This window comes from Roseateles chitinivorans (assembly GCF_002761755.1).
Lineage (GTDB): Bacteria > Pseudomonadota > Gammaproteobacteria > Burkholderiales > Burkholderiaceae_C > Roseateles > Roseateles chitinivorans.
On sequence record NZ_PEOG01000073.1, the window covers coordinates 16,953 to 28,646 of the forward strand.

Annotated in this window: 8 protein-coding genes; 5 read left to right on the top strand and 3 right to left on the bottom strand. The window is 70.6% G+C overall.

Annotation, left to right across the window (positions count from 1 at the left end):
• Positions 1-13: 13 nt before the first annotated feature.
• The 3 genes from CS062_RS20890 to CS062_RS20900 form a co-directional block, all read right to left on the bottom strand.
• Positions 14-2,248: a TonB-dependent siderophore receptor gene (locus CS062_RS20890; RefSeq protein ID WP_233218185.1), complete on the bottom strand. Its 2,235-nt coding sequence runs from the start codon at positions 2,246-2,248 to the stop codon at positions 14-16.
• A gap of 319 nt (positions 2,249-2,567) precedes the next feature.
• Complete coding sequence (locus CS062_RS20895; protein WP_158238861.1) at positions 2,568-4,223, bottom strand: GGDEF domain-containing protein; 1,656 nt, start codon at positions 4,221-4,223, stop codon at positions 2,568-2,570.
• Positions 4,224-4,325: 102 nt separating this feature from the next.
• Positions 4,326-5,852 carry a CoA-acylating methylmalonate-semialdehyde dehydrogenase gene (locus CS062_RS20900; protein ID WP_099863488.1) on the bottom strand — a complete coding sequence of 509 codons (1,527 nt, stop codon included), beginning with the start codon at positions 5,850-5,852 and terminating at the stop codon, positions 4,326-4,328.
• Between the two features lie 100 nt (positions 5,853-5,952).
• Between CS062_RS20900 and CS062_RS20905 the strand changes: the two genes are divergently transcribed.
• From CS062_RS20905 to CS062_RS20925, 5 genes are all read left to right on the top strand, one after another.
• On the top strand, positions 5,953-6,915 hold the full coding sequence (locus CS062_RS20905) for a LysR family transcriptional regulator (protein WP_099863489.1): 963 nt from the start codon (positions 5,953-5,955) through the stop codon (positions 6,913-6,915).
• A gap of 167 nt (positions 6,916-7,082) precedes the next feature.
• Positions 7,083-9,488 (top strand): S8 family peptidase, encoded by a 2,406-nt coding sequence (locus CS062_RS20910; RefSeq protein ID WP_099863490.1) that lies wholly within the window; start codon positions 7,083-7,085, stop codon positions 9,486-9,488.
• A 32-nt stretch (positions 9,489-9,520) separates the two neighbouring features.
• A complete protein-coding gene (locus tag CS062_RS20915; RefSeq protein WP_099863491.1) occupies positions 9,521-9,922 on the top strand; it encodes a hypothetical protein in 402 nt (133 codons plus the stop codon).
• Positions 9,923-10,002: 80 nt separating this feature from the next.
• Positions 10,003-10,512 (top strand): DinB family protein, encoded by a 510-nt coding sequence (locus CS062_RS20920; RefSeq protein ID WP_099863492.1) that lies wholly within the window; start codon positions 10,003-10,005, stop codon positions 10,510-10,512.
• A gap of 438 nt (positions 10,513-10,950) precedes the next feature.
• On the top strand, positions 10,951-11,694 hold a 744-nt coding region (locus CS062_RS20925), incomplete at its 3' end, for a YecA/YgfB family protein (RefSeq protein WP_099863493.1).

The following is an 11,694-nucleotide window of genomic DNA, read 5'->3' on the forward strand; positions in this document are numbered from 1 at the left end:
CGACGACCCCGGGTCAGAAGCGCCCACGCACGCTCAGCATCACGCTGCGCGGATCGCCGTAGTTGGGGTAGTCCAGGTTGGTCCAGTAGGTCTTGTCGAGGGCATTGCGGATCGACAGGCCGAGGCTGAAGCGCTCGTTGAGCTGATAGGTCGCATGCAGGTTCAGCAGGGCATAGCCGCCTTGGGTGACGGTGGTCGTGCCCAGCGTCGGATGCGCGATGCCATAGCCGGTGACCGTGCTCTGGTAGTTCACCCCGCCACCGACGGTGAGCCGCTCCCAGGCGCCGCCGAAGCGGTAGCTGGTGCTCAGCTGCAGCGTGTGGCGCGGCAGGTTCGCATAGATCAGGTCCAGCGCGTGGCGGGTGATGCGCGTGTTGGCATAGCCGGCGCTCAGCGTCCAGCCCGGCGCCAGCTGGCCGGCGACATCGACCTCGAAGCCTCGGGTCCTGGTGCCGTTCACGCCGATGTAGGCGGAGCTGCCGTCGGGCAGCGACCCCTCGGGCACCGAGGCGTCGCGCACCGCGTAGTTGTCCTGCTTGGCCTCGAAGACCGCGGCGGACATCGCCAGCCGCTTGTCGAGGAACTCACCCTTGATGCCCAGTTCGGTGTTGCTGCCGCGGATCGGCGAGAGCAGGTTGTCGTTCCGGTCCTTGTAGTTCTGCGGCTTGAACAGATCGGTGTAGCTCGCGTAGAGCGAGACCGTGTCGCTCAGGTCATAGACGATCCCGACATACGGCGAGACCTCGTCGGTGACCTTGTAGGCGCCCGTGGTCGCGGTGTAGCTGCCGGCCGCGTTGAAGGCATCGGTGCCGGTCTTCCAGTAGCTCAGCCGCGCGCCGGTCACCAGCGCCAGCGGCTCCAGCAGCTTCCATCGGCCCATCGCGAAGAGACCGCTCTGCTCCGTCTCGGCGACCCGCTTGGCGCCGGTGGCGCTGAAGGTCGGGGCCGGCGCGCTGCCGTCCCAGCTGCGGATGTCGGGGATGGTGTAGCTCCAGGCCGCGACGGAGGTGAGCGTCGGCGTGACCGTCGTGGTCTTCACCCCGTTGGCGCCGACCACGAGGTCATGCTTGCGGCCGAACAGCGACAGCGTGCCCGACGCGTAGACATCGAGGCTGTCGCGGCGCTCCCAGCTCTTGCCGACGGCCGCCAGCAGCTTCAGCCCGCCGCCGGTGACCGGGTCCGGATAACCGCTGGCATAGGTGGTCAGCCGGAAGGTGTCGCCCTCGCTGTGGTTGGCGATGGCCTTGAGCGTCCAGTCGCCGCCGAGCTTCTGCTCCAGCTGGGCATAGAAGGTGCCGTTCTGGCGCGACCAGCGGGTCCAGGACGGCGAGAAGCTGGTCTCGCGCGGCAGGCCGGCGAGCGAGCCGTCCGACGCGAAGCGCGGGATCGTGCCCCAGATCGCCCCCTGCGGCACGTTGTTCTGGTCCTGGTAGCCGAGGGTGACCGTGGTGCTGGCGCCCAGGTCGGCCTCGACGGTGGCCATGAAGGCCGTCTTGGTCTCGCTGTGGCGCTTGCGGAAGCCGTCGCGTTCCTGGGCCGACGCGATGAAGCGCGCGCGCACGCGGCCGTCCCGCGTCAGCGGCGTGTTGAGGTCGGCCTCGACACGATGGAAGTCGTCGCTGCCCATCACCAGCCCGCCGTAGGCGGAGAAGGCCTTCTCCGGCCGCTTGCGGATCATGTTGACCGTCGCCGACGGAACGCCGGCGCCGGTGGTCAGGCCGTTGGCGCCGCGCACGACGTCGATGCGCGAGTAGAAGACGGTGTCGAACTCCTGCTGCGTGCTGCCGCTGTAGGTGGGAATGCCGTCGATCTGGAAATCGGTGATCTGGAATCCGCGCGCGAAATACAGCGGGCGCTGGGTGTCGTAGAACGACACGTTCACGCCGGTGATGTTCTGCATCACGTCGTTGATGCTGATCAGCGTCTCGTTCTCGAGCCGGCTCGCGTCGATGCTGCTCATCGACTGCGGCGTCTCGCGCGCGGTCAGCGGCAGGCGCGTGCTGGCGCCTTCCAGCTTCTTGCGGGCGGCGCTGATGGTCACGCGGTCCAGCGCGCTGCGACGGCCAGCGCGCGGGCCGTCCTCAGCCGCGGACGAGGACGAGGGCTCCGCCGCGTCGGAGGCGACGGGCTCGGCATCCGGCGCCTCCATGGCGCGGGCGACCGGCGGGTGAGAGTCGGCCAGTGCCAGGCCGGTGGACATCAGCAGCGCGACAGCGGCCGCGACGGGGGAGAGGGAAGAACGCGACATGGGAAAGAGCAGCAGCAGGCGGGCGCAAGCCCGCACACCGGCGCGCAGGCGCACCGGCCCCGAAGGGAGGTGGATGGGAAAGGCTCGCGGGGCCGGCTCCGGCATCGCGCGTCACGCACGACCGAAGTCGCGGGGCGCGGTGGAGCGTGGGCATCAGGCTGGCGTGAGGCTCAACCGCGCCGGTTTACCGGGCAGATGAGAACTGTTCTCATTGTAGAAACAGGTGCGGGCGGAGATGAGGCAAGGCCTGCCCCCTTGTGCGGTCTACAGGTCGGCTGTCGTTGGCCCCAGGGGGAAGGCGCTCTCGACGATGCCGGTGTCAGGCGAGGGCGACGCGGTTGCGCCCCAGGTGCTTGGCCCGCTCGACGGCGGCGTTGGCACGCGCGATCAGCAGGTCGGTCCCATAAGGCGGCGCGCTCGCCAGGCCCATGCTGAGCGTCACGTCCAGGCCGTCCGCCAGCTTGTGCCAGGGATGCACCGACACGCTGGCGCGGATGCGCTCGCAGACCTCGAAGGCACGGTCGGCCACGGTGTCGGGGAACACGACGAGGAACTCCTCACCGCTCCAGCGCAGCAGCAGGTCGGAACCGCGCGTGTTCTCGCGCAGCAGCTGCGCCAGTTCCTGCAGCACCCGGTCGCCGGTCTCGTGGCCATGCCGCTCGTTGATGTTGCGCAGGCCGTCGGCGTCGATCAGCGCGACCGTGAGCGGGCGCGTGTCCTGCTCTGCCGCGCGCAGCAGCGGCGGCAGCCGGGCCTCCAGGCAGCGGCGGTTGCCCAGCCCGGTCAGCGGATCCTTGAACTCGGCGGCGTCGCGGCTGCTGCCGCTCGCCGCGTCGCTGGCGAATTCGGCCTCCATGCGCGAGACGAAGTACTGCGATTGCGCCATCAGCTGGCCCACCGCGCGGCGACGCTCCAGCGTGCGCGCCTGCTCGAGGTGGAACAGCGACGGTCCCAGCAGCGCCAGCGCCCTGGCCGCGCGGTAGCTGGCGTGATGCAGCCGCAGGCTCAGGAACAGCGGCACGCGGGGCTGAGGGGCGACCGTCGCCGCAGAGGCCTCCAGATCGACACCGGCGTCCGCGCCGAGGGCGGCCGTCTCTTCGCGCAGCGCCTGAAGCTGCTGCCAAGCGGCATTCGACTGGCCGCGCGCCAGATGCAGCTCGGCCAGCATGCAACGCAGGCGCCAATCCAGCAGGCGGAAGCCCGCGCGCTGGCTTTCGTCGCGGGCCTCGATCAGCAGCGGCTCGGCTTCGTCGAGGCGGCCCATCAACAGCAGCACCTCGCCGAAATTGGACGCGGTCAGCGCGATGCCGTAGCGGTCGCCGAGCTGCAGCGAATGGGGCCGGGCCTCGCGCGCGAGTTCCAGCGCGCGCTCGAGCGTGCGGGTCGCCTGCTCTGGCGCGGCGCCATCGCGCTGCAAGTGGTACGCGCCCAGCGCGACGGTGCACAGGTTGGTCAGCGTGACCACGCGCTCGTAGGGCGTGGCATTGGTGCGCAGCAAGCCCGCGGCCTCGCTCATCAGGCGCTCGGCCTGCCAGGGGTCGCCCATGCGCTCGAAGCAGGCGCCCAGGCCGTTCAGCGCCACGGCATGCAACCGCACGTCACCCAGCTCGCCGGCGAGCTTGAGCGCCTCATGGGCGCAGGCCAGGCCCTGCTCGTAGGCGCCGAGCTCGCAGGCGGCCAGGCTCATCCAGCGCAGCAGTTCGCAGGTGGCGGGGCTGGCGCCGAGTGGTCGCATCAGCCGCAACGCGCGTTCGCCGACCTCCAGCATCCCGGGCAGGTCCCCCATCCGCAGGCGGAAGAAGCTGCGCAGCTTGCCGGCTTCGGCCTGCTCGTTGATGAAGCCCTCGGCATCGGCGCGATGCCACACGGCGTCGGCCAGCGCGAGGCCGTCGTCCAATCGCGCCTGCTGCTGCGCGAGACGCGCCCGCGCGAGCAGCTCGCTCAACGGCACGCCGTCGAGCGCTGCAGGGGACATCAGGTCGGAAGGGGCATCGCCGCTGGGAAACATCCGGCAAGGGTAGCCGATCAGGCTTCATGCCCGTCGCGGGCGCGCTCGCCCGGAGGCCCGCAGGCCGCCTTACCGGCTGGTCGGCATCACGAACTCGGCGCCCTTGCCGATGCTCGCCGGCCAGCGCTGCATGACGCTCTTCTGCTTCGTATAGAACCGCACGCCCTCCTCGCCGTAGGCATGCATGTCGCCGAAGAGGCTCTTCTTCCAGCCACCGAAGCCATGCCATGCCATCGGCACCGGGATCGGCACATTGATGCCCACCATGCCGACCTGCACGCGACGCGCGAACTCGCGCGCCACATTGCCGTCGCTGGTGAAGCAGGCCACGCCGTTGCCGAACTCGTGTCCGTTGACCAGGTCCAGCGCCTCGCCGAAATCCTTGACCCGCACGCAGGCCAGCACCGGGCCGAAGATCTCCTCCTTGTAGAGGCGCATCGACGGCTGGACATGGTCGAACAGCGTGCCGCCGGTGAAGAAGCCGTCGGGCAGCCCCTCGACCCGATGGCCGCGGCCATCGACGACCAGCGTCGCGCCTTCCTCGACCCCGTGGGCGATCGCGCCCTCGATGCGATCGCGCGCCTCGCGGGTGACGATCGGACCCATCTCGGCATCGAGCGCCATGCCGTTCTTGATCTTGAGCGCCTTCGCCCGCTCGGCGAGCCGGGGCACGATCCGATCGGCGACATCGCCGACCAGCACCGCCACCGAGATCGCCATGCAGCGCTCGCCCGCCGAGCCGTAGGCGGCGCCGATCAGCGCGTCGACCGCCTGCTCGATGTCCGCATCCGGCATCACCACCATGTGGTTCTTGGCACCGCCCAGTGCCTGCACGCGCTTGCCATGCCGGGCGCCGGTCTCATAGATGTACTGCGCGATCGGCGTGGAGCCGACGAAGCTGAGCGCTCGCACGTCGGGGTGATGCAGCAGCGCATCGACGACCTGCTTGTCGCCCTGCACCACCTGGAAGATGCCGTCGGGCAGGCCGGCCTGCTGGAACAGCTCGGCGATGGCCAGGCTGGGCGACGGGTCGCGCTCGCTGGGCTTGAGGATGAAGGCATTGCCGGTGGCGATGGCGATCGGCGCCATCCACATCGGGACCATGAACGGGAAGTTGAAGGGCGTGATGCCGGCGACGACGCCCAGCGGCTGGCGCAGGGTCCAGTTGTCGATGCCGGTGGAGACCTGCTCGGTGAAGTCGCCCTTGAGCAGTTGCGGGACGCCGCAGGCGAACTCGACCACATCGATGCCGCGCGAGACCTCGCCCTGCGCGTCGGTGAAGACCTTGCCGTGTTCGGCGGTGATCATCGCGGCGAGGCGATCGCGGTGCTGGTTCAGCAGCTCGAGGAACTTGAACATCACCCGCGCGCGGCGCAGCGGCGGCGCGTCGGCCCAAGCCGGGAAGGCCGCCTGTGCGGCAGCGACGGCGCTGTCGACGTCGGCCGCGCTGCCCAGTTGCAGTTGCCGCGCGACTTGGCCGGTCGCCGGGTTGAAGACCGCCTGGCTGCGTCCCGACGTCGCCGCGCGGCGCTCGCCGGCGATGAAGTGGGTGATGTCGGCGCTGTCGGTGAAAGCGGCGGGGGCGGTCTGGCTCATGGCGGTCTCCTGCTTCTGGGGGCTCGCCGCGAGTCTAGGCAGCGCGCCCTGCTGTGCCTAGGCCAGATCGCCGATCACATTGTTCGATAGACTGAACAATATGCCCTCCCGATCTTCTCCTCCATCACCGGTACGCCCCGAAGTCCGGGATGAACTGCTGTGGTCGCAGCTGCAAGCGCTGATCGCGGTCGCGCGGCTGGGCAGCTTCACGAAGGCGGCGCAGCGGCTCAATCTGTCGAAGGCGGCGGTGAGCCAGCGGGTCGCCGACCTGGAACGCCACCTGGGCCAGCAGCTGGTGCAACGCACGACACGCTCGGTGCGCCTGAGCGACGCGGGGTCGCGCCTCGTCGAGCAGGCCGAGCCGGGCCTGGCCCTGCTCAACCGCAGCCTGGGCGAGGCCCGCGAGTCGGCCGGCGCCCCGCGCGGCCTGCTGCGCGTGACCGCGCCGGTCGCGCTCGGGCGCCAGCATGTCGCGCCCGCGCTGCCGGCCTTCTTCGAGCGGTATCCGGAACTGCGCATCGAGCTCGACCTGTCCGACCGGCTGGTACCGCTGGCGCAGGAGGGCTTCGATCTCGCGATCCGGCACACCAGCGCGCCGCCGGACACGCATGTCGCCTTCAAGCTCTGCGCCTCGCGCGCGCTGCTGACGGCCAGCCCCGACTACCTGGCGCGCGCGGGCCGGCCGCAACATCCCGCGGAACTCGCAGGACATCACTGCCTGCCCTATCTGCGGCCGGGACCGGCGCAATGGTTCTTCGAGCGCGCGACCAGCGCGCCAGCGCCCGAGCGCCTGCGCGTGCCGGTCCAGGGCCTCTTCCGCGCGAGCAACAGCGAGGTGCTGCGCGACGCGGCGCTGTCCGGGCTCGGCATCGCCCTGCTGCCGGACTTCAGCGCGCGCGACGCGATGCGCGACGGCCGTCTGGTCGAGGTGCTGCCGGACTGGCGCGCCGTCGGCTTCTTTGGCGATGCGATCTACGCCATCCATCCGTGGAGCAGCCACACGCCGCAAGGCGTGCGGCTGCTGGTGGACCACCTCAAGGGCGTCGTGGGCGCGGGGTTCTGAGCCGCTTCTGGCGTTCGCGCTCCCCCACAGTGGGGAAACACCCCTGATACGCGGGGCCTGCCCTTCCCTCCCATGGGGGTCGGCATCCCTAGTCCAGTGGTTTTTTCCCGCGGCACCGCCGCCGAAAGTCGCCCCGGGCGGTCGATGTTGGCCGTCAGGAGACAGGTATGACTTCGTTGACTGTGATGCGTCGTCGCATGGCCGCCTGGGCGGCCCTGTGCGGCGCGACCGCCGCGATGCTGGGCATGGCGCCCGCCGCGGCACAAACCCTCAAGCCCGAGACCGACGTGGTCCAGGGCGTGACCCTGCGCACCGGCGAGACGCTGCGTGTGGGCGGCTATTCGGCGCTGCGCGCGAAGGCGCTGCAATCGCCGCGCAAGCTGCGGGTGATCGCGCGGCTGTCGGCCTACGCGACCGGTGCCGGTCCCGCCGGCGAACCCTTGCGCGCGATCGGCGAGACGCCCGCCATCCGCGGCGCGCGCGACCAGTTGGTGCTGCGCCTGCGGGCTCGTGGCGCTGACGCCGTCGAAGGCCTGCCAGACACCTCGCTGGTGGTGATGGAGGTCGATGCCGCCCAGCTCGATGCGCTGGTGGCCAACGGCGAGATCGCCGAGCTGACCGAAGACGTCCCCGTGCCGCCGACGCTGGCCGAGTCCGGCCCGCTGGTGCGGGCGCCGCAGGCCCATGCGCTGGGCGCGCGCGGCGCCGGCACGACGGTGGCCATCCTCGACACCGGCGTGCAGGCCAACCATCCGTTCCTGAACGGGCGCGTCGTCGAGGAGGCCTGCTTCTCGACGACCTCGGCGGCCAACAACTCGACCTCGGTCTGCCCCGGCGGCGCGTCGAGCAGCACCGCGGTCGGCTCCGGCGCGGCCTGCGCGATCAGCGGCTGCGACCATGGCACCCATGTGGCCGGCATCGCCGCCGGCCGCGCCACCGGCGCCACCACCTTCAACGGCATGGCGCCCGACGCCAACATCATGGCGGTGCAGGTGTTCTCGCGCTTCACCGACTCGCCGGGGAACACACCCTGCGCGAACTCGAACAAGGCGTCGCCTTGCATCCTGAGCTTCACCTCGGACCAGATCCGCGGCCTGCAGCGCGTGCTGGAGCGGCGCGCGGCGCGCAACATCGTCTCGGCCAACATGAGCCTGGGCGGCGGCGTCAATGCCGCGGCCTGCGATGCCGACGCCCGCAAGGATGTCATCGACGACCTGCTCGCCGTGCGCGTGGCCACGGTGATCGCGTCGGGCAACAACGGCTCGACCACCGGCGTCAGCGCGCCGGGTTGCATCTCGACCGCGGTGACGGTGGGCTCGACCACCAAGAGCGACACCGTCTCCAGCTTCTCCAACAGCGCGGCCCTCGTCGACCTGCTGGCGCCAGGCTCCGGCATTACCTCGTCGGTGACCGGCAGCGGCTTCGGCGCGAAGAACGGCACCTCGATGGCGACGCCCCATGTGGCCGGTGCCTTCGCGGCGATCCGCTCGGTCGTGCCGGGTGCCAACGTCGGCGACATCCTGGGCGCGCTGCAGGCCACCGGTGTCGCGGTCACCGACACGCGCAACAACCTCACGCGGCGGCGGATCAATCTGGAAGCGGCGGTGAACCAGCTCGCGCCGCAGCCCTTCGCGCTGTCCAGCGGCATGCTGTTCCAGATGCATGCCGACGGCCGCATCTGGGCCCACACCGGCGTGGCCTGCAACGGCACCGGCTGTCCGGGCTGGGTGCTGCTCGACGCCAACCCGGCGACGCGCGCGATCGCGGCCGGCGGCAACGCGCTGTACCAGTTGCATGCGGACGGCAAGGTCTGGCGCTACACCGGCATCCGCTGCGGCGGCAACGCCTGCCCGGGCTGGCAGATGCTGGACAACAACCCGGCCACCAAGCAGATCGCGGCGGGCGGTACCTCGCTGTACCAACGTCATGCGGACGGGAAGATCTGGCGCTCCACCGGTGCGGCCTGCTCGGGCAACAGCTGCCCCGGCTGGACGATGCTGGACAACAACCCGGCCACGATCGACATCGTCGCGGACGGCACGCGGCTCTACCAACTGCACAACACCGGCGCGATCTGGCGCTCGACCGGCGCGGCCTGCTCCGGCAACAGCTGCCCCGGCTGGACGAAGCTGGACAACAACCCGCATGCCAAGGCGCTTGCCGCGGCGGGCGGGCAGCTGTACCAGCGGCATGACACCGGCGCGATCTGGCGCTCGACCGGCGTGGCCTGCTCCGGCAACAGCTGCCCTGGCTGGACGATGCTGGACAACAACCCGGCGGCGCGCGAGATCGCGGCCAACGTCGGCGGGCTGTTCCAGCGCCATGCGGACGGCAAGGTCTGGCGCTTCACCGGCCAGGTGTGTTCCGGCAACAGCTGCCCGGGCTGGACGATGCTCGACAACAACGGCGCCACCGTGCAGATCGAGGCCGCGACCAGCGGGCTCTACCAGCGCCACGGCAATGGCCGCATCTGGCGCTCGACGGGCGCGGCCTGCTCGGGCAACAGCTGCCCGGGCTGGGTGATGCTGGACAACAATCCGGCCACAAGCACCATCGTCACCGCCCAGCCATGAGGTCCCGGTCACCGCGCCCGTTCCGGCTCCCGATGCCGGCCAGCCTGGTCATCGCCCTGATGGGCATGGCCGCGGCGGTGATGGGCGAAGGCGGCGCGGTGGCCGGCGAGCCGGGCGCATCGGCGGCCTCCGCCGTGCGCCCGGCGTCTTCACCAGGGGGATGTCCCACGATGGACCGCATCGAAGGCGCCGAGGCGCTGCTCGCAGTCATGGATCGCACGCCGGCTCGGGCGGTGCGGCTGCTCCTCAAGGTCGGACCGGACACCGCGCTGGCCCGGCTGCGGCAAGCGCTGCAGCCGGCGACGGTCGCCCTCGAGCCGCTCGGCCGCGGTCCGTGGCTGGTGGCGGAGCTCGATGCCGCTCAGCTGCGGACGCTGCTGGCGACCTGCGAGGTGCAAGCCGTCCAGCGCGACCAGCCCGCACCAACCGGTTGAACGGTGGTTCCGCGGGTCGGCCTGTCATGATGGCGGTCCGCCGAAGCCCCGCGGGGGCTGATGGCCGAGGAGAACCGACCATGAGCACCACCGCGATCCTGACGAACCTGCTCCGGCATCAGGCCTGGGCCCACGATGGCTTCCTGAAGATCCTGGCGGAGACCGATGCCGAGGCGCACGCCGAGGTCCGCCACACCGCGCTGCGAATCCTCAACCACTGCTATGTGGTGAACCAGATCTTCGCGGGACACCTCACCGGCCGTCCCCACGGCTATGCGGAGAACAACACGATCGAGACGCCGACGCCGGACGCACTGCGCGCGGCGCATGCGGCCTCCGATCGCTGGCTGCTCGAGTACGTGGCGTCGATGACGCCGGAGCAGCTGTCCGAGCGCGTCCCGTTCACTTTCACCGACGGCGATCGCGGCGCGATGACGCGTGAGGAGATGCTGTTCCACCTCGTGACCCACGGGAGCTATCACCGCGGCGAGGTCGGGCGCCTGCTGAAGCAGATTTCGTCACCGCTGCCCTGGGACACCTTCGCGGTGTTCCTCCATCAGGATGAGCCCGCCCGGCGCGAGCACGGCTAGTCGGCGTTCAGGCCCGCCCAAGCGCCGAGGACTTCAGGGGCACTCCCCCACGATCCCCAAAAAAGGACGCCCGACCAGCGGAGCTGACCGGGCGTTGCAAGTCCTAGAAAGGACGTCGTTGGGATCGGTGCCCTCCATCGGGGCCGAGGGCCGCGCCGTTGGAGGGCGTGAGATGGACTCTAGGGCGAACCCTGAGGGCGCGGCATCCCCTCAAGGTGGGATACCTGCGGAAAATGGTCAGCAGGTGTAAGGGGCACTCCGCATTACGGAAAAATGCGCCGCGTCTCACACCGCCGACCATGACTTCCGTGCGCCGGCGCACACAAGGCACCCCGCTCGCTGTGCCTGTACGCACGTCCTGTCGCCCGTGCCTTGGACGGTGGGGCGTCCGGCGGATCGCCAGGGGCAGCGCGCAGGCGCGCCGGATAATCCCGCCCCATGACCGCGTCCAAGCCTCCCAAGAAGTCCGCGCCCCGGCCTCCCGCCAGCAAGACCGCGGGCCCGCCCGCGAGGGCCGGCACGCCGTCGCACGGGCCGCGTCCTCAGCATCATCGACCCGCGGTCGACGCGCCCAGCGCGCCGCCGGAAGCGTGGAGCGACGACGATCTCGACGAACTGCAGTCGCTGCTCGATGAAGTGCCGGCGCCGCTGGAGCCGCTCGATGTCTCGATGCTCGACGGCTTCCTGGTCGCGTTGATCCTGCAGCCCAAGCCGGTGCCGCTGTCCGACTGGTGGCGCTGGGTGCTCGATGCCGAAGAAGGCCGACCCGCCCCCGCGCGCTACGACGCGCAGCCGCTGCTGCAGTTGGTCCAGCGCCGCGAGCATCAGCTCAAGCAGGCGATCGCCGATCGGCAGTGGTTCGACCCCTGGGTCTTCGAGCTCGACGAGGAGGCCTCGCCGTCGGAGACCGTGCTGCCCTGGGTCGCCGGCTTCGCGCTCGCCGCCGACCTGTTCCCGGCGCTGATGAACCTGGACGAGTCCGAGATCAACGAGCCGCTCGCCCAGCTCTACATGCACCTGGATCCCGACGACCTCGAGGACGCGGAGGCGCTGCTCGAGGAGATCGAAAGCCTGGAGCCGCCCGAGGAGCTGGACGAGGCGGTCGAGAGCCTGGTGCGCGCCAGCCTGCTGCTGGCGGACATCTCGCGACCGCGCCCCGCGCCCAAGCCGCAGCGATCGGGC

Excerpts from the sequence above, each read along its gene's own strand:
- CS062_RS20910 (WP_099863490.1), top strand. The coding sequence starts at position 7,083 with ATGACTTCGTTGACTGTGATGCGTCGTCGCATGGCCGCCTGGGCGGCC.
- CS062_RS20915 (WP_099863491.1), top strand. The coding sequence starts at position 9,521 with ATGCCGGCCAGCCTGGTCATCGCCCTGATGGGCATGGCCGCGGCGGTG.
- CS062_RS20900 (WP_099863488.1), bottom strand. The coding sequence starts at position 5,852 with ATGAGCCAGACCGCCCCCGCCGCTTTCACCGACAGCGCCGACATCACC.
- CS062_RS20895 (WP_158238861.1), bottom strand. The coding sequence starts at position 4,223 with ATGTCCCCTGCAGCGCTCGACGGCGTGCCGTTGAGCGAGCTGCTCGCG.
- CS062_RS20920 (WP_099863492.1), top strand. The coding sequence starts at position 10,003 with ATGAGCACCACCGCGATCCTGACGAACCTGCTCCGGCATCAGGCCTGG.
- CS062_RS20890 (WP_233218185.1), bottom strand. The coding sequence starts at position 2,248 with ATGTCGCGTTCTTCCCTCTCCCCCGTCGCGGCCGCTGTCGCGCTGCTG.
- CS062_RS20905 (WP_099863489.1), top strand. The coding sequence starts at position 5,953 with ATGCCCTCCCGATCTTCTCCTCCATCACCGGTACGCCCCGAAGTCCGG.